We start from the raw sequence: 17814 nt of genomic DNA on the forward strand, positions 1-17814 counted from the left end.
AAACTGACCGCTCGTTCGGTAATATGTCCACACTAGCTTAACCGCCGCACTGGAGTGCTTCCAGTTACGCCTTTACAGCAACGATAACCGCCAGGAGCATTAATGGAACCCGAGTCCCCGCAATCGCCTGAACCGTGGAAGATCGTCCTGGGTGAACTCGACGAAAAAATGGGCGTGAAGGTCCTGGAGGAATCCGCCGAGCGCGTGGTTGCCACCATGCCTGTCGAGGGAAACCGACAGTCATTCGGCCTGCTGCACGGCGGCGCCTCCCTATCCTTCGGTGAAGCAATCGGCTCCTGGGCCGCCGTCATCCACGCCGGACCCGGCCGCTCTGCCGTCGGCGTCGATGTCTCGGCCACCCACCACCGCTCGGCCCGCTCCGGACTGGTCACCGGCGTCGCCACCGCTATTCATTTGGGACGTACGACGACGTCGCATGAGGTGGTCATCTACGACGAGGATGAGCGGCGGTTGTGTTCGATGCGGATCACCAATCTGATCCTCGACCGGCCGAAGCCAGGGGAAAAGGTTTAGCTTCCGCCCGGACGGGACCTGATCCAGCGTTTCAGCTGCACGGTCCTGCCACGGTGCTCCCCCTGATGGGACGACACATGTACGAATCCCGCCCGTTCCGCAACGCGTTCGCTCGGGGTATTACCGCTGACCGTTTCCAACGCCACCTTGTCGAAACCGTAGTTTAACAGCCAGTCGCTCAAGACGCGTGCCGCGAGCGTCGCAACTCCCCGGCTGCGGGCTTCCGGCAACAATACGTAGAAGATCTCCGGCTCTGGACCGTCCGACAGGCCCATGCCCGCCGTTCCCAGTGTCCCGCCGTCGAGAATCAAGGCATAGCGTGCGGCGATCCGTTGCTCGTGGCGTTGCTGAGTCCGTGAAATCCGACGGCGGGCGGCAGCTTCATCCATCTCCGCGGGGTAATACGTCCACCGCGGAACATCCGGGATCCGGCTCAGGACATACTCCAACGTCCAGTCTTCCTCAGACAGGGCACGCAACGTAAGCGCACCACTTTTCAGCTCCAGAGGCAGCGGGACGTCGAAGGGCATGGACCTATGATGCCAGTCGGACAACAAACGCCACGGAATCTACGCCGCGACGATGGAGGAAATCAGTCATAGGACCTATACCGTTTGGCGGGCAACCGGCGTATCTTGTCCTCATGATCACTCCCCTCAACTTCAACTTCGCCGTGCTGGCCCGCCTTGCCGCAGCTTCCGTCATGACCGCTGGATTCGTTGCCGGCGCCGTCGCCGCTCCTGCTTCCGCACACCCCAAAGAGACCATCGACTACGTCGCTCTTGGCGACTCCTACTCGGCGGGCATCGGTGCTGGAGTTCCCCAGGCCCCTTGCGGGGTAAGCGATTTGGGATTCGCCAGCCTGTTGGACGGGAAAAAAGCGGTTGACCTGATGGAGAACGCGTCGTGTGGCGGTGCCGTCACCACTGACATTCCTGCGCAGGCCGCCGCTCTCACGGAAGATACAGATCTGGTCACAATCACGGTTGGCGGTAACGACCTTAAATACTCCACGGTTGTCGGGATCTGTCTGGGCTTGATTCCAGTTCCAGCCGGACAGCCGGATTGCGATGGGTCGCTCATGCAGGCGGAGCTGCTTGCGGAGGGCCCACTGACACAGAGCCTGAAATCCACCTTTGCCGTGATCGCAGCTCAGGCGCCGCATGCCCACGTGGTCGTAATGGGTTACCCGCATCTCTTCTCACCCAAGTTTGATCGCCTCGGAGCAGACGCTGCCGCAGCAGAAAAGATGAATGACGCAACCACGGTTCTCAACGATGTCCTTGAATCTGCAGCGGATAATGCTGATTTTCAGTATGTGGATGTGACGAAGGAGTTCCGGAACCATGGGATCGGTGCTCCGGACCCGTGGATCCATGGCGTCTTCGCTGATGCGGCTCTCCACCCCACGGCGGAGGGCTACAAGAAGGGATACTTCAAAGCCTTCAAGAGCGAGGTGCAGCTCAGCAAGATCCAGAAGAAGTCCCACTCATACAAATAGGCGTGCCCTGATCGTCTGAAGTTCCGCCGTGGTGAGCCCCGCATCCAAAAGGTACCGTTCGACGTCGAATCCGGCCATCAACTGCCGCATCGCCGTGGTCCGTTGCTCCAAAGCTGCCGTCAACTCCGGTTCGTCGCGCGGTGATTCCTTGGGGTGCGTGGATGCCCTGAAGTACTCATTCACATCGCGGACGCTCAGTTCGTAGTCGACGACGATATCGTCATGCTCGACGCCGGCGAGTAACAAAAGCATCATGGTGATCATGCCTGTCCGGTCGCGCCCGCCTGCGCAGTGGAAGACGATGGCACCGTCCTGGACATCAGCCATAGCGCGGAACACAGCCGCGAACTTCTCCGGCCAACGGCGCAGATTCTCCATGTAGTACTCGGGTGAATCGAGATAGGGTCCGCAGATTCGCATGAACTCCGGATCGGATTGGTCCTCCGTCGGACAGCTCACGACGGTGAGCGCAGGCAGAGCGTCCTGATTGATCACCGGGTCGGTATCCCGGCGGGTACGCTCCTCCTCGTTACGCAAGTCGACGATGGTGCGGACACCGGCGTCGTACAACTGTTGCCAGCCCAAGTCGGTCAGGCACTCAAGCCGGGCCGTGCGGTAAAAGGTGCCAAACGCCGTCGTACCCATTGCTGTGCGCAGACCGCCGAGGTCCCGCGCGTTGAAAATTCCGTCCCAGGTGACGATTCGTTCCATCGGCACAGTTAAGCATGTTTACGGAAAAATGTCGGGGATACATGCCATGATCGAACCATGGCCGAACGCTTAATGCTGCTTGATACTGCATCTTTGTACTTCCGCTCGTTCTACGGTGTGCCCACGAAGGTACGTGCACCCGACGGGACTCCGGTCAACGCCGCGCGCGGACTGCTGGACATCATTGCCAAGCTGGTCAACGATTTTGAGCCGACGCATCTGGTCGCATGCTGGGACGACGACTGGCGGCCGCAGTGGCGGGTGGATTTGATTCCGAGTTACAAGGAGCACCGTGTCCAGGAGGTCGTGCCAGGCGGCGTGGACGTTGAGGAGACACCGGAAGAACTGGTTGCACAGATTCCACTCATCCGCGAGGTGCTGGACAAGCTCGGCGTGACGGTGCTCGGCGCGGCACAACATGAGGCCGACGACGTGATTGGCAGTCTCGCCAGCCAGGCGCAGATGCCGGTCGACGTCGTTACCGGTGATCGGGATCTGTTCCAATTGGTCGATGACGAGACGCAAGTCCGCGTCATTTACACCGCCCGGGGAATGAGCCGGCTGGAGGTCCTGACGGACGACGTCGTGAGGTCAAAGTACGGCGTGGCCGCGCACCAGTATGCCGATTTCGCCGCGCTGCGGGGAGACAATTCGGACGGGCTTCCGGGCGTCGCGGGAGTGGGCGACAAGACCGCCGCCGGCCTGCTGCAGGAACATGGCAGTCTCGCCCGGATCATCGCGGCTGCGGAGGAACACTCGCCCGAACTATCCCGGTCCGTCCGTGCGAAGATCACCGCCGCCGAGGACTACCTCAAGGTGGCGCCGACGGTGGTGGGCGTTGTGCGGGATCTCGACTTCGGTTCCTTCGACGCACGGATCTGTCCGTTGCCCGCGGACCGGCTGGCCGACGTCGAACGTCTTGCCGAAGAACACGGGCTCGGCGGCTCCATGAAACGGGCACTGCACGCCTTGGGAACTGAAGCGTGAGTGGCGCCGGATGATGCATCGGATCGCGCTTGGAATCCTGGTCCGCGACGGACGCGTGTTGCTGTGCCACCGCTCCCCCGCCCGTAAGTGGATTCCGAACGTTTGGGACTTCCCGGGCGGGCATATCGAGAAGGGCGAAACCGGTCAAGAGGCGCTGATCCGGGAGCTGTGGGAAGAGCTCGCCATCTCGGCCACCGTCCACACCAGCGAACCGGATTTCACCACGACCGGCGAGGATGTGGAACTTTCAGCGTGGATCATCCGGGCGTGGGAAGGCACCGCCACCAACACGGTCCCGGAGGAGCACGACGACGTCGCCTGGGTGACGCTGGCAGAGGCCACGATGCTTCAACTGGCCGACGAGAAAGTCCTCGAGTGGATCACGCTCGTGCTCGAGGAGTAGGAATCCTCAGCTTTCCCAGGTGAAGAAGCCTTGTCCGGTTTTGCGGCCGAGCTCGCCGTTGGCGACCTTGTCGCGGAGGATCTGCGGCGGCGTGAAGCGGTCGCCGAGGGTGGAAGCGAGGTATTCGGCGATGCCGAGCCGCACGTCAAGGCCAACGATGTCGGTGGTTTTCAACGGGCCGACGGGGTGCTTGTAGCCCAGTGTCATGGCGGCGTCGATGTCCTGGGCTGAGGCGACGCCGTCTTCGACCATCCGCATGGCCTCCAGCGCGATGGCGACGCCGAGGCGGGAGGAGGCGAACCCAGGTGCGTCATTGACGACGACGGGTGTCTTCTTCAGCGCTTCGATCCACCCGGTGGACGCATCGGCGAGTTCCGGTGAGGTTTGTTTTCCCAACACGACTTCGACGAGCAGCGAGGCCGGGACCGGGTTGAAGAAATGCAGGCCGCAGAACCGGTCCGGGCGTTCGAGCTTGCCGGCCAGTTTGTCCACCGACAACGACGAGGTGTTCGTGGCCAGGTAGGCCTGAGCGGACAGCTGAGCCTCGACCCGGGTCAGCGCCTCGGTTTTGAGGTCGAAGTCTTCCGGCACAGCCTCGACGACCAAACCGGCCGCGGCGAAGGACGCGTAGTCGGTCGAGACCGTCATTCGGGCCTTGAGATCGTCGAGGGACTCCGCCGTCGTTCCCTTCTCCACGCTCTTGGCCAGCGAGGCATCCAGCCGCTCAGTGGCGGCGTCGGCTGCTGCCTGATCGCGTTCGACGACGACGACAGTCGCCCCTGCCGTGCAGAACGCATGGGCAATACCGGCGCCCATGCGTCCACCACCGAGCACGCCGACGTGTTCGGGAACGGTGTGGCCGGTGCTGCCGGAAACGGGGTGCGTCATTACTTCTTCTTCCTGTCCAGAAATTTCTGCATGCGGTCGAACTTGGCCTCGGACTCGAAGAGCACGGCCTGGGCCAGCTGGTCGATCACCGGATGCGACTCCGCCGGGGCGGAGAACACGGATTTGGTGATCCGGGTGGCGAGCCGGTCCTGCTTGCCGATCCGGTCCGCCAGAGCATTCGCGGCGTCGATCAGTTCGTCGGGTTCATGGATTGCCGTGATCAGATGCACCGCGAGGGCTTCCTCGGCGGTGAGGATCCGCCCGGCGAGCAGGATTTCCTTGGCCACGGGTTCGCCGACCAGTTCCTTCAGCCGCCAGGAAGCGCCGGCCGCGGCGAGGATACCCAGGCCGGTCTCCGGGTTGCCGATCTTCACCGACGGCGTACCAATCCGGAAGTCCGCGGCGTAGGCGAGCTCCGCTCCCCCGCCCAGGGCGTAGCCGTCGAGGGCGGCGATCACGGGCATCGGCAGGTCCGCGATCCTGGCGAACAAAGTGGAGTTAATGCCCGCCAAGGCATCATCCCGGCGTCGCTCCCGCAACTGGGCGATATCCGCTCCGGACGCAAAAACACCATGCGCACCCGAAAGGATCAACGTCTTCGGATCCGCCTCCAGCACCGCGCAGACCTCGTGCAGCTCATCGATCATCGTCTGGTCAATGGCGTTGCGGACCTCGGGCCGGTTCAACTGCACATGGACCCGGTCCGGGCGCTCCTCGACCAGCAACGTCTGGAAAGCACCGCCGTCGAACGCTCCCGCTCCTGACGCCGCCGCTGTTACTGCTGACGCCGCCGCTGTTGCTGGTGACGCCGGTGCTGTGGGGGAATCGTCGTTGCCGGCGGCCACTAGACGCGCTCGATCAGCATCGAGGTACCCTGCCCGACTCCGACACAGAGCGTGGCCAGACCGGTCTTCGCATTCTCACGCTCCATCCGGCCCAACAAGGTAATCGCGATCCGCGACCCCGACGAACCAAGCGGGTGGCCGGTCGCAATCGCGCCGCCGTCGCGGTTGACGATCTCCTCATCGAGGCCAAGACGGCGGATCACACCCAGCGACTGGGTCGCGAAAGCCTCATTCAACTCCACCGCACCAAGATCATCGACCGACTTCCCAGTCCGGGAAAGCACCTTCTCCGTTGCAGGAACCGGGCCCAACCCCATAACCTCCGGCGCAACACCGGCGGAAGCACCATCCAGAATCCGGGCGCGGGCCTTCAAACCAAGCTTTTCGACGGCGGCCTCGCTGGCAATGATGATCGCGGACGCGCCGTCATTGAGTGAACTCGCGTTGCCGGCCGTGACAATACCGCCGGGCTTAACCACTGACCGAAGCTTCGAGAGCGTCTCCATCGAAGTATCCCGGCGCGGGCCCTCATCAACCTCGACCAGGCCCTTCTTCGTCTCCACCCCGACAATTTCCGGGGCAAGTCGTCCGGCGTCGATCGCGTCAACGGCACGCTGATGCGATCGCAGCGCAAACGCATCCGCGTCCTCGCGGGTGATGCCCTCGACCTCGGCAACCTCCTCTGCCGTTTCCGGCATCGCGAACGTCGTTTTGTCCTGGGACTGGAAGACCGGATTGGTGAAACGCCAGCCAATCGAAGTGTCATAAATTTCGCCCGGCTTCGCAAAGGGCTTCTCCGGCTTCGCCATTACCCACGGCGCCCGGCTCATCGACTCCACACCACCGGCAACGACAATATCCGCCGCTCCCGACTTCACCATGTGGGAGGCCATAATGATCGCCGACAGGCCCGAAGCGCAGAGCCGGTTTACCGTAATACCGGGAATTGAATCAGGGAACCCGGCCAGCAGCGTCGCCATCCGCGCCACATTCCGGTTCTCCTCACCGGCACCATTGGCATTACCGAGGATGGCTTCTTCGATCAACCCAGGATCGACGCCGGCACGCGAGACGGCCTCCTTCAGCACCAACGCCGCCATATCATCCGGGCGCACGCTCGACAGCGCTCCACCATAGCGACCAACAGGGGTACGAACCCCACCAACCAGAAAAGCCTCAGGCATGCGAACTCTCCGTATCCGGGAAAAGATTGACGCGGAGCATCCGCAACGCGCCCTAATATTACTGACCGTTCGTTCTATAAAGAATCCCACGCAGGCGCGGCCCGGTCAACTGGAACACTTAGCCACAGAGTTCCACACCCGGCACAGTCACCCAAACTGCTACGGCGATAGGCTGTAACGGTGACCACACCACCTGATAGCCCGAAATCACCGCGCCGCACCGGCTGGTTATGGCGCTATGGACCGCTGATCGGCGCCGGCTTCCTGACCGGAATCATCTTCAGCCTGATTCAGGCACCGGACAAGTCCATTTTGACCTGGATCCTCATCGTCCTCGGAGCCGTCGCCGCCACCGTGCTGTGGACCACTGGTATCCGCCGCTATTCAGGTGGGGTAACTAAGGACAAAAACTGACCTGAATACTCTGGTCCATGCCGCCAAGCGGTTCTAGTCTCGATTCATGACCTACAACATTCAAGTCACAGTGGATTGCCAAAACCCGCACAACCAGGCCGATTGGTGGGCGGAAACGCTCGGCTGGACGGTGGAACCGAGCGACGAGGCCTTCATCCGGTCCATGATCGAGCAGGGCTACGCCACCGAGGCGGACACCATGGTGCACAACAACCACTTGGTGTGGAAGGACGGCGCGGCCATCTGCCCCGCGGAACAGGTTGGCATGAAGCCACGGCAGCGGATCCTCTTCCAGCCGGTCCCGGAGTCGAAAACCGTGAAGAACAGGATTCACTTGGACATCAACCTCGACGGCGATGACAAGGACGCGCTACGGGCCGGCCTCGAACAACGTGGTGCGACGTTCCTGTACCAGGCGAACCAGGGACCGCACGTCTGGTACACGATGAAGGATCCGGAGGGCAACGAGTTCTGCATCGGCTGAGCCGGAGCGCCGCGGCGGACCGCCCCAGCTCAAACGCGGACCGCCCCACAATCTCCTCCGCGGCACAGATACACTCGACGGGTGACTGCAGAACTTCCCACCCAGGTTTCAGATATCTTCGATCCGCAGCGTTGGCGGGTGGTTTCCGGCTTTGAAGACTTCCAGGACATCACCTACCACCGGCAGGTCCACCGTTCAGCCACTGCGGAGGCAACAGCTGGGAGTATCGACGGCGGCTTCGATGGGAGCGGGTCCGACGGCGGCAGGTCTTCCAGCGTGCAGGATCTCCCGACCGTCCGCATCGCCTTTAACCGCCCCGAGGTGCGTAACGCCTTCCGGCCCGGGACAGTCGATGAACTCTACCGGGCCCTCGATCACGCCCGGATGACTCCCGACGTCGGGACCGTATTGCTCACCGGCAACGGCCCCAGCGCCAAGGACGGCGGCTGGGCATTTTGTTCCGGCGGTGACCAGCGGATCCGCGGCCGTGATGGTTACCGCTACGCGGAGGGAGAGACCCAAGAGACCGTCGATCCAGCACGGGCCGGACGGCTGCATATTCTGGAAGTCCAGCGCCTGATCCGCACCATGCCGAAGGTGGTTATCGCCGTCGTCAATGGTTGGGCCGCGGGCGGAGGCCACAGCCTGCATGTAGTCGCCGACCTGAGTATCGCTTCGAAGGAATATGGCAAGTTCAGGCAGACAGACGCCACGGTCGGTTCATTCGACGCCGGTTATGGTTCGGCCCTCCTCGCCCGGCAGATCGGACAGAAAGCCGCCCGGGAAATCTTCTTTCTGGCCCGCGAATATTCCGCGGACGACATGCACCGGATGGGCGCTGTGAACGAAGTCGTCGAGCATGCACGTTTGGAGGAGGTCGCCCTCGAATATGCCGCTGACATCGCGAAACAGTCCCCGCAGGCCATCCGGATGCTCAAATTCGCCTTCAACCTGCCCGACGACGGCCTGGCCGGCCAGCAGGTCTTCGCCGGCGAGGCGACGCGGCTGGCATACATGACCGACGAAGCCGTTGAGGGCAAGGAAGCCTTCCTGGAAAAACGGGACCCGGACTGGTCCAACTTCCCGCACTACTTCTGAATTCCCTGATTCCTTCCACACTTCCAGCTCCGGACTCCCCACATTTCCGGCTCCTTCCAGAGAAAGCAGGGACGACGCACATGGATATCCTTCCGATCCATACCCCCGCCGGCTTCAATCCGCTGGACCTGCTCAAGCCGCTGGCGGCTGTGCTCGCCGGCGAGGGACCCGTCGTCGCGCCCTACGCCACGGACGAGCCGCCGGCCAACCTGTTATCCGCCCTTTCGGACAGCTCCAGCAATGGATCGTCTCCCACCTCCAGCAACGGGGCCGCCCCGGCCACCGGCAACGGAGCCACCCCCGGAGAACGTCCGGAACCAATCGGAGCGCCGTCGGACACCGGCGTCATCATCAGCACGTCCGGCTCCACCGGCCAGCCGAAGCAAACCATGCTGTCCGTCGAATCGCTCGCCGCCTCCTCCATGGCCACCGCTTTCACACTGCGGGGCGAAGGTCAGTGGTTGTCGGCGCTGCCGGTGCACTATGTTGCGGGCCTGCAGGTCCTGGTCCGTTCGCTCTACGCTGGAACCAAACCCGTGGTGATGGACACGTCCGAGGGCTTCGACACGGATGCTTTCACCTATGCGGCCGAGGAAATGACCGACCACCACCGCTACGTTTCCCTTGTGCCCACCCAACTGCACCGTCTGCTCGATTCGCCGGATCCGTCCACCATGTCGGCGCTTCGGCGGTTCAACGCCATCCTGCTCGGGGGCGGACCAGCCAACCCTGATCTGCTCGGGGCCGCGGCTGCAGAGGGCCTCAAGGTGGTGACGACCTACGGGATGAGCGAAACCTGCGGCGGTTGCGTCTACAACGGCCGGCCAATCGAAGGGGTGAAAATCAGGCTCGAGGAAGACCGGATCTGGCTCGGCGGCGACGTCGTGGCCAGCGGCTACCTCAACCAGCCCGAACTCACGCGCGCGCATTTCCGTGAAGAAGACGGGACCCGCTGGTACATCACCGACGATCTGGGCGAGTTCTACGACGACGGCAAGCTGCGGGTCCTCGGCCGGATGGACGACGTCGTCATCACCGGGGGACTGAAAATCTCCGCCAACTCGGTCCGCGAAGCAATAGAAGCGGTCGACGGCGTCGATTCCGCTTTCGTGGCCGGGATAGAAAGTGCCGAATGGGGGCACGTGGTGGCTGCCGCCGTCGTTGCTTCTCCGGCAAATCAGGATGCTGTTTCAGCTGCCGTGCGCCGCGACGTTGCAGCCGAAGCCGTGCCCAAGGTCATCCAATTCGTGGCCGAACTGCCCACCCTGCCCACCGGCAAACCCGACCGGCAACAGCTGATCCGCATGTTGGAGGAATCAGCACGCGGTCATAGGGGAGAATAGAACGTCGTTCCGCCGATCGGATGAGGAGATGAACTGTGGCCACTGCCGGTCAATGGATTGAAGGAGCGCGCCTTCGCACACTGCCGATGGCGGTAGCGCCGGTGATGATTGGCAGTGCGGCGGCGTTCGAGCTGGGATCCTTTCTGCTGCTGAACGCCATCCTGGCCCTGCTCGTCGGCGTACTGATGCAGATCGGGGTGAACTATGCCAACGACTACTCCGACGGCATCCGCGGTACCGATGACCACCGGGTGGGGCCACTGCGGCTGACCGCCTCCGGCACGGCGAGCGCCAAGGCGGTCAAGACTGCCGCCTTCATTTGTTTTGGTGCCGCATTGGTCGCCGGACTGATCCTGATCGTGCTCTCGCAGGCCTGGTGGCTACTGCTGGTCGGCGTGGCCTGTGTACTCGCCGGATGGGGCTATACCGGCGGCGCCAATCCGTACGGCTATCTCGGCTTGGGCGACGTCTTCGTATTCGTCTTCTTCGGTCTGGTGGCCACGCTCGGAACCACGTATACGCAGGCTGGCCAGGTAAGCCTGCCATCATTCATCGGCGCGGTCGGCACCGGAGTGATCGCGACGGCGCTGCTGATGGCAAATAATGTGCGTGACATTCCCACTGATATCGAGGCCGGCAAACGCACCCTCGCCGTCCGGTTGGGTGACGACGCCGCCCGCATCAGCTACGTGATGATGCTGGCATTGGCGATCTTCCTGCCATTGGTGCTGGTGGAAGACCATCCATGGATCCTGATCGTGCTGCTGGCCGGACCGATCTGTCTGATGCCCAGCTGGCTGATGCTCAAGGGCAAGCGGCGCAAGAGCCTGATTCCGGTACTCAAGCAGACCGGGCTGATCAACCTCGCTTATAGCGCGCTGTTCAGCCTTGGCCTGGTGCTCTCAGTAGTGCTGGCCTGACGTCTTAGTCCCGCCTGCGGGGCGGGGCTTTGGGACGGTAATCAGGGTTGGCTTCCGAAAACGAATCCTCGGCCTCAGCATCCTTGCGTTCCGTCGCCGTCCGGATAGGCGGGGCACTCCCGCTGAACCGGAATTGTATGGACGCGGCTGCCTCATCGCGCATCTTGGTCAGGAACAGGAAGCTGATGCAGAACGCAATGATCACCGCCACTATTGCGGAGAAAATCCAGCCGAGTCCCAGCCATAAACACAGGATCAGCACTGCTGCCGTAATTCCGAGCCGGACTGCGGTGTACTTGAAGAATGCCACGCCTCAAGTTTACCCGCTTCGGCTCTTCCAGACCTACATAGTAGAAGCGTACGAGGTAGCTCACATCTCGATTAGAATGGATACATGCCGCGCGTAATACTAGCCATCTTTCTGATCGCACTGATCGTCTATGCCGCGATCGACTGCATCACGGCGGATTCCAAACATGTCCGCGGCGTACCCAAGTCAGCGTGGATCGCCATCATCATCCTGCTGCCGTTGCTCGGGGCCCTCCTCTGGTTCTTCCTCGGCCGGCCCAAACAGTATTCGCCGCCGGAACAGGCCCGACGCCATCCCACCGCGCCCGACGATGACCCGAACTTCCTCCGCAATCTGGAAACCCGGCGTCGGCAGCAGCAGAAGGAAGCCGAGCTGAAGGCGCGCGAGACGGAACTGAAGAACCGCGAGAAGCGCTACGACGAAGACGGTAAAGACACCAAATAACGTTTCCTCCGCCGCCTTCGCTGATCTGAGGACGGCTTCGACAGCCTCGCGCCTTTCCCGCCGCCTCGCTCAGCGCCTGGATGTTCCCGCTCCTTGTCGTACTGAAGCTGCCGCTTGCGATTCGAGGCCCGCACCGGCTCCAGCCATCACCCCACTCTTGGGACAGATATCGCTGTGGATAACTGCATTAGGTGGGCCGCGTCGTCAGACAATGGCGTACATGAAGGTGCCCGCCGATCTGCCATTGAGACTCTCCACCGGGCCCTTTTCCACTACCGAGGCTGAACGACTCGGGATCAACCGTCAGAGAACCAGGGCCGATGACCTAATCAGTCCTACTAACGGGGTCCGCCTCCCGGTTGGCATTGCCGAGGATGTGAAATCGAGAGCGCATGCGTACGCAATCGCAGCGCCGAACGCCGTCGTCAGCCATACGACAGCGGCACTGCTCTGGGGTTTCCCACTGCCCTTGAGCATCGAGCAGGATGATGTCATCCACCTCAGTTTCGGCGATGGAAGCCGCGGTTGTAGGCGCCGTGGCGTCAAGTGCCATCGGATACAGCTAGGGCCCGGGGACACCGTTCAGGGCCGGTTGTTTACAGCCACCTCGCCAGAGCGGACGTGGATCGACCTTGCCTCCGTGCTCAGCTTGGACGAGTTGATCATTGCCGGAGATTATCTCGTCCGCCGACGGAATCCGCTCAGCACCATGGACGCCCTAAGGAACCATGTCGGACAGACGCCAGACCGCAGGGGCATAGTCTCAGCCCGTAAGGCGCTTGGATGGATCCGTCCCCGTACCGACTCCGCGAAGGAGACCGAACTGCGGCTGCTCCTCGTTCGCGCAGGCTTGCCGGAACCGTCCATCAATGTGGCCATTCAGGATGAACGGGGTGACTGGGTACAGGATCCGGACATGAGTTACCAGGATCTGAGGATAGCCATGCAGTACGACGGGGGCCACCACATTACCGAAATGCAGCGCAGATCCGACATACTGCGTGACGACCGGGCTGCAGAACTGGATTGGCTCGTTCTGAAGTACAGCCAGCTCGACCTGAAGCCCCTCGGGAACGGTGAACCATCAGCTGTGACGAAGACCCGCCGGGCCCTGCTAAACCGCGGCTGGGCGCAGAACCATGCGGCCTAGGGAACAGCGGTGGAAGAAGACACCTCGGCTCAACCCTGGCCTACCAGCATGATTGACCACCAACGTCGATTGAGTGGGCACTAATGGTTGTTTTGCGGCATCAGAACAACCATTAGTGCCCACTCAGTCCGGAAAGTGCAAACGTTCCGGGAAGTGAAAACAGGTCGGGAGATGAAAACGGCCTGGTGTTACCGGCCCCGGGAGGTGCTAGATTCCAGAGTAGGAGTGCAGCCCGGAGAAGAATACGTTGACGATGGCGAAATTGAAGATGATGCACAGGTAGCCCACGATGCACAGCCATGCCGCACGCGTTCCGGTCCAGCCCCGTGTGGCCCGCGCGTGCAGGTATCCGGCGAAAACGACCCAGATGACGAACGTCCATACTTCCTTGGTGTCCCAGCCCCAGTACCGGCCCCAGGCCTCCTCGGCCCAGATGGCTCCGGCCATGAGCGTGAACGTCCACAGTACGAATGCCACGGCGTTGATCCGGTAGGCGAGGTTTTCCAGGCTCAGAGACGCCGGAACACGGCGCATGAAATCCATCCCGGGAGTTTGACCGGCGGCCAGAGCGGCTTCACGGCGGGCCTGCATCAGCTGCAGGACGGACATCGAGAAGGTCAGCGTGAACAATGCCGAAGAGGTGACAGCCACCGAAACGTGGATGATCAGCCAGTAGCTTTGCAGCGCCGGAACGAGGTTCCCGACAGGGGTGGGAAAACCGATGGTGGCGGCACAGAGCATGATCAGCACCAGGCCGAGCACGAACGTTCCCAGGAAGCGCAGATCCCGGCGGGTCAGCGTCAGCAGGAAGATCCCCGCCACCACCAAGGCACCGGTCGTGCAGAACTCATACATGTTCCCCCACGGCACGCGCCCGGCAGCAATTCCACGGCTGAGGACGGCGGCAAGATGCACCACGAACGCGAGGACCGTGACGGCAACACCGATCCGGGCGGGAATGCGTCGTTCCTTGGTGTATTCCATCGAGTCGCCGGCGACCGTATCGGTGACTCCCGCTCCGCGGGCGGATCCGATCCGTGCAACGCGGTCGGCCGGTCCGGTCAGTCCTTCGTACCGCGGCTCGCTCCCGACGGCGCCGGCAGCCATGGCGGGGACTTTCGCCGTCGTACCTTCCCGCGCGTTGTCAGCCGCGGGGGCCTCGGCGTCACCGGATCCAGCGGCGGCACGTTGGGCGGCTGCACGCTGGTCGACGGCCTCGAGCGTCTTGCTGCTGCTCGCCATGTCCCACGCGAATCCAAGGAACGCGACCAGATAGGTCAGCGCCGCCAACAGCATGAACAGCTCGCTGTATTCGCCGAGGGCTTCGTTGATTCCCATTACTTTTCCTCACGTACATCGTGTTGTGGCAGGTCATTTCCGGCAGATTCGCCGGTACTTCCCGCTGTGGTCTGAGCCAGCCACTTCTTATTGAACAGGGTCCGCAGCGATTTTTGCTCACCCTCAAGCCGGTAATCCTCACCGCGGGCCAGCAGACCGTATTCCACCATTGTGCGCCCATCCTCGTGGGTGCCCGCGCGGACCCAGGCACGCCGGCGTCCAATGAACAACGACATGATCAGGCCGAGCAGCGCCAGCGATGAGGTGATCAGGGCGGCGAGCTTTGCCGGGTCATGGTGAATATCCAGGGCGACGTACCGTTTCAGTCCGTCGAAGGAGATCGATCCCTTGCCTTCGGGCAACTCGTACGTTTCGTTCGCCCGCAGGACGATACCGCCTGAATCGAGCTGCCGGCCGTTGAGCTGATTGAGCTCGGACACGTCCAGCGCGTAGACGTTCTTCGGATCCCCTCCGTCGAGGCCGAGATCGCCGTAGTAGGAGTCGAGCAGCAGCTGTGGGTTAAGCGGATCAGGATCGCTCGCGATGGTTCGTCCGTCCTCCCCGACGACGGCGGTCGGCAGGAACAGCCCGACGAAGCCCAGCTGCGAGGGCTTCGCATCCGGGGCTTTGATCACGATGCTGGAGGTGTATGCGCCGTCGCTGGGAACCGAGACCACCGGACCCTGGTAGGCGATATTGCCATTACCGCCGCGCACCGTGACCACCGGCGCATAGCCGTTGCCGACCAGGTAAACGCTGGTGCCGCCGATCGTGAGCGGTTCGTTGACCTTGAGGACCTGCTTCTGCGGCTCGGCGCCGGGAGCAGGCGTGGTGGTCATCTTCGCCGTGAAACTCAACGGCTGACCGTAGTTGGCCTCCGACTGCCGTTCGAACTCCACATTGAAATCGTCGAGCCGGAGCGAGTACGGATCCAGCTGACCCTTATCGAAATTCGCGCCCGGTTCGAACGAGTCGTAGCCGACCAACGTGTTGACGAAGGTCTCGCCCTCGACGATGATTTTCTGCCCGCTGTACCCAAACAGCCCGCCAATCGCGACCGAGAGCAGCACTCCGATCAGCGCGGTGTGAAAGAGCAGGTTCCCGACTTCCTTCATGAAGCCCCGCTCGGCCCCCACGGAAGGGCGTGCGCCGTCGAAATCCCGCGTATCGACCCGGTAGCCGCGCTTTTTCAGTATCGCCGCAGCATCCTGAATAGCGGACGACGCCGAGACCCCGGCATCCGCTGGAATGGCCAGCGCTCCGTAGTGCGGCAGCCGCGAGAGCCTCCGCGGGGTGCGCGGCGGCTGCGAACGCATCGCCTTCGCATGCTGTGCGGTCCGCGGAATCACGCAGCCGATCAGCGAGATGAACAGCAGCAGGTAAATCGCCGAGAACCAGACGGAGGAATACACGTCGAACAGCTGGAAACGGTCCAGCCACGGCCCGGATACGGGATTGTCTTCGATGTACTGGGTGACGACGGAGGGATTGGCCGGCCGCTGCGGGAAGAGGGAACCCGGGACCGCTGCCACCGCCAGCAGCAGGAGCAGAAACAGCGCCGTGCGCATACTCGTCAGTTGGCGCCAGACAAATCGGATCGTGCCAAAGAAACCAAGGGCAGGGAGTACGACGTCGTTATGGCCGCCGCCTTTGCCCCCACCATTGCCGCGGCCCTTGCCACCGCCATTACCACCGCCGGCTGAGCCGCCACCGCAGTCGCGGCCCGAGCCCTCGGCGCCGGCAGCGTGGGCACCGCTCTTCAGCTCTTCGTCCTGAACAGATTTGCTCATCAGATCGGCAACCTTACTTCATTGGCAAACCAGTCCTGCAGCTGCGACACCCAGGCTCCCCACAGCCCCGTCACCATCAAGAGACCGAGCACAATCAGCAGTCCGCCGCCGAAGCGCTGCAACGCAAGCCGGTGCCGGCGGAAGAAGTCCAGCGCCCCCATCCCGCGGCGCACGCCCAGCGCGATCAGCAGGAACGGCACGCCCAGGCCGAGGCAGTAAATAAAGGTCAGGAAAGCCCCCCGGGTGGCACCGGCGCCATCCGAGAAGGCGAGAGCCTGGACAGCGGACAGTGTCGGTCCAATACACGGAGCCCAGCCCAGCCCAAAGGTGATACCCAGCAGCGGCGCGCCCCACAGGCCGGCCGGTGCCTTGGAATGGACTTTTGCCTCCTGCTGGAACCAGGACAGACCGCCCATGAAAACGACGCCCATCAGGATGACCAGCACACCAAGCACCTGTGTCACCCAAGCCTGGTCGGAGCTTTGCAGCCACGCCCCGAGGTGCCCGAAAATGGCACCGATCAACACGAACACAACGGAAAAACCGAGAACAAACAGCCCTATTCCGGCCAGCATCCGTCCACGCTTCTGCTGTTCAAGGTCGACGCCGGTCAGCCCGCTGACGTACCCCAGGTAACCGGGCACAAGCGGCAGCACACAGGGCGAGGCAAAGGAGACCAGACCCGCCAGTAACGCCACCGGAACGGCGAGGAGCATGGATCCGCCGAGCACGGTCTCGGCGAACGGGTTGGCCGCCGCGGGAACCGATATACCGGTCAGGGCGGCAGAGAGGGTGGCCGGATTCACTCTTACGCAGCCAACGCGTCTGTGATCAGGGAGTCCAGAGTGCTCTTGTCGGCAACACCAAGGATCCTCGCCGCGACCCGGCCTTGCTTGTCCAGCACGATGGTCGTGGGCACAGCCTGCGGCGGCACATATTCGGTCATAGACAGCAGCACTCCCCCGTCCTGGTCGTTGATGCTGGGATACTTGATGCCGAAATTCCGCTCAAAGGCCTGGGCAGTGGCTTTGCTGTCACGAAGATTGACGCCGAAGAACTGGGCGCCGTCGTCCTTGTGTTTTTTGTACAGGGCCTTCAAATCGGGCGCCTCCAGCCGGCATGGTGCACATGCGGCGTACCAGAAGTTCAGGACCGTGACCTGGCCCGTCCAGTCCTCCGAGTTGACGGTGCTGCCGTTATACAGCTCCGCCTCCAGCTCGACCGGTTCACCCCGCGTTTCCGGCGCGTATTCGGTAACCGACCCGTCGCCGGCTATGTAGTTCTTGTTGTCCCCGGCCGCGGCCTGCTGGGCAAGCGGATCCTCCGCAGCGCAAGCGGTCAACGGCAAGGAAAGCGCCAGTACGACGGCCGCCAGGCGCGCGGCTACGCGGCCCTTACCCGGGCGCTTGTGCTGTGGATCAGGCATTCTCACGGCGTCTTTCGTCGCTTTCATCGCTGCAGTGCTGTCAA

21 protein-coding genes are annotated in these 17814 nt (G+C 62.6%); 11 read left to right on the forward strand and 10 right to left on the reverse strand.

From position 1 onward, the window contains the following. Positions 1-102: 102 nt before the first annotated feature. Entirely contained in the window at positions 103-534 is a 432-nt protein-coding gene (locus ACX80B_RS09715; protein WP_026534240.1) for a PaaI family thioesterase, read from the forward strand. On the opposite strand, the gene ACX80B_RS09720 is transcribed toward ACX80B_RS09715, so the two are convergent. Next, complete coding sequence (locus ACX80B_RS09720; RefSeq protein ID WP_459295492.1) at positions 531-1064, reverse strand: GNAT family N-acetyltransferase; 534 nt, start codon at positions 1062-1064, stop codon at positions 531-533. The genes ACX80B_RS09715 and ACX80B_RS09720 overlap by 4 nt on opposite strands. Before the next feature lie 113 nt (positions 1065-1177). On the opposite strand from ACX80B_RS09720, the gene ACX80B_RS09725 reads away from it, so the two are divergent. Then, entirely contained in the window at positions 1178-2035 is an 858-nt protein-coding gene (locus tag ACX80B_RS09725) for an SGNH/GDSL hydrolase family protein (RefSeq protein WP_459295494.1), read from the forward strand. Here the strand turns inward: ACX80B_RS09725 and ACX80B_RS09730 are convergent. Beyond that, positions 2024-2746, reverse strand: a complete 723-nt coding sequence (locus tag ACX80B_RS09730; protein WP_459295496.1) for a tyrosine-protein phosphatase — start codon at positions 2744-2746, stop codon at positions 2024-2026. The genes ACX80B_RS09725 and ACX80B_RS09730 overlap by 12 nt on opposite strands. Before the next feature lie 57 nt (positions 2747-2803). On the opposite strand from ACX80B_RS09730, the gene ACX80B_RS09735 reads away from it, so the two are divergent. Together ACX80B_RS09735 and ACX80B_RS09740 are read left to right on the forward strand one after the other, a co-directional pair. After that, positions 2804-3733: a 5'-3' exonuclease gene (locus ACX80B_RS09735; protein ID WP_459295498.1), complete on the forward strand. Its 930-nt coding sequence runs from the start codon at positions 2804-2806 to the stop codon at positions 3731-3733. A 10-nt stretch (positions 3734-3743) separates the two neighbouring features. Then, complete coding sequence (locus ACX80B_RS09740) at positions 3744-4136, forward strand: NUDIX domain-containing protein (protein WP_459295500.1); 393 nt, start codon at positions 3744-3746, stop codon at positions 4134-4136. A gap of 6 nt (positions 4137-4142) precedes the next feature. Here ACX80B_RS09740 and ACX80B_RS09745 read toward each other — a convergent pair whose 3' ends face one another. The 3 genes from ACX80B_RS09745 to ACX80B_RS09755 form a co-directional block, all read right to left on the reverse strand. Next, entirely contained in the window at positions 4143-5024 is an 882-nt protein-coding gene (locus tag ACX80B_RS09745; RefSeq protein WP_459295502.1) for a 3-hydroxyacyl-CoA dehydrogenase family protein, read from the reverse strand. Beyond that, a complete protein-coding gene (locus ACX80B_RS09750; RefSeq protein WP_459295593.1) occupies positions 5024-5749 on the reverse strand; it encodes an enoyl-CoA hydratase/isomerase family protein in 726 nt (241 codons plus the stop codon). Before ACX80B_RS09750 ends, ACX80B_RS09745 begins: the two co-directional genes overlap by 1 nt. Positions 5750-5868: 119 nt before the next feature. Continuing rightward, positions 5869-7053 carry a thiolase family protein gene (locus tag ACX80B_RS09755; RefSeq protein WP_459295504.1) on the reverse strand — a complete coding sequence of 395 codons (1185 nt, stop codon included), beginning with the start codon at positions 7051-7053 and terminating at the stop codon, positions 5869-5871. 180 nt (positions 7054-7233) lie between these two features. Between ACX80B_RS09755 and ACX80B_RS09760 the strand changes: the two genes are divergently transcribed. The 5 genes from ACX80B_RS09760 (at position 7234) to ACX80B_RS09780 (ending at position 11312) form a co-directional block, all read left to right on the forward strand. Next, positions 7234-7467 (forward strand): hypothetical protein, encoded by a 234-nt coding sequence (locus ACX80B_RS09760; protein WP_459295505.1) that lies wholly within the window; start codon positions 7234-7236, stop codon positions 7465-7467. Positions 7468-7513: 46 nt separating this feature from the next. Continuing rightward, positions 7514-7951 (forward strand): VOC family protein, encoded by a 438-nt coding sequence (locus ACX80B_RS09765; protein WP_459295507.1) that lies wholly within the window; start codon positions 7514-7516, stop codon positions 7949-7951. 81 nt (positions 7952-8032) lie between these two features. Beyond that, on the forward strand, positions 8033-9049 hold the full coding sequence (locus tag ACX80B_RS09770; protein ID WP_459295509.1) for a 1,4-dihydroxy-2-naphthoyl-CoA synthase: 1017 nt from the start codon (positions 8033-8035) through the stop codon (positions 9047-9049). An 80-nt stretch (positions 9050-9129) separates the two neighbouring features. Continuing rightward, positions 9130-10392: an o-succinylbenzoate--CoA ligase gene (menE, locus tag ACX80B_RS09775; RefSeq protein ID WP_459295511.1), complete on the forward strand. Its 1263-nt coding sequence runs from the start codon at positions 9130-9132 to the stop codon at positions 10390-10392. Between the two features lie 35 nt (positions 10393-10427). After that, on the forward strand, positions 10428-11312 hold the full coding sequence (locus ACX80B_RS09780) for a 1,4-dihydroxy-2-naphthoate polyprenyltransferase (RefSeq protein WP_459295512.1): 885 nt from the start codon (positions 10428-10430) through the stop codon (positions 11310-11312). Between the two features lie 4 nt (positions 11313-11316). Here the strand turns inward: ACX80B_RS09780 and ACX80B_RS09785 are convergent, their stop codons facing one another. Then, positions 11317-11622 (reverse strand): DUF4229 domain-containing protein, encoded by a 306-nt coding sequence (locus tag ACX80B_RS09785; protein WP_459295514.1) that lies wholly within the window; start codon positions 11620-11622, stop codon positions 11317-11319. Between the two features lie 84 nt (positions 11623-11706). On the opposite strand from ACX80B_RS09785, the gene ACX80B_RS09790 reads away from it, so the two are divergent. Both ACX80B_RS09790 and ACX80B_RS09795 read left to right on the forward strand, forming a co-directional pair. Beyond that, entirely contained in the window at positions 11707-12066 is a 360-nt protein-coding gene (locus ACX80B_RS09790; RefSeq protein WP_459295516.1) for a PLDc N-terminal domain-containing protein, read from the forward strand. 220 nt (positions 12067-12286) lie between these two features. Beyond that, positions 12287-13216, forward strand: a complete 930-nt coding sequence (locus ACX80B_RS09795; protein WP_459295518.1) for a hypothetical protein — start codon at positions 12287-12289, stop codon at positions 13214-13216. Between the two features lie 207 nt (positions 13217-13423). Here the strand turns inward: ACX80B_RS09795 and ccsB are convergent, their stop codons facing one another. The 4 genes from ccsB to ACX80B_RS09815 all read right to left on the reverse strand — a co-directional run bounded on the left by ccsB (position 13424) and on the right by ACX80B_RS09815 (position 17770). Then, positions 13424-14554 carry a c-type cytochrome biogenesis protein CcsB gene (gene ccsB, locus ACX80B_RS09800; RefSeq protein ID WP_459295520.1) on the reverse strand — a complete coding sequence of 377 codons (1131 nt, stop codon included), beginning with the start codon at positions 14552-14554 and terminating at the stop codon, positions 13424-13426. Then, on the reverse strand, positions 14554-16344 hold the full coding sequence (resB, locus tag ACX80B_RS09805; protein WP_459295522.1) for a cytochrome c biogenesis protein ResB: 1791 nt from the start codon (positions 16342-16344) through the stop codon (positions 14554-14556). Before resB ends, ccsB begins: the two co-directional genes overlap by 1 nt. Beyond that, positions 16344-17060, reverse strand: coding sequence for a cytochrome c biogenesis CcdA family protein (locus ACX80B_RS09810; RefSeq protein ID WP_459295595.1), 717 nt, complete (start codon positions 17058-17060; stop codon positions 16344-16346). Before ACX80B_RS09810 ends, resB begins: the two co-directional genes overlap by 1 nt. A gap of 92 nt (positions 17061-17152) precedes the next feature. After that, entirely contained in the window at positions 17153-17770 is a 618-nt protein-coding gene (locus tag ACX80B_RS09815; protein WP_459295524.1) for a TlpA family protein disulfide reductase, read from the reverse strand. Positions 17771-17814: the final 44 nt, after the last annotated feature.

The sequence above is a fragment of the Arthrobacter monumenti genome (genome assembly GCF_054511255.1).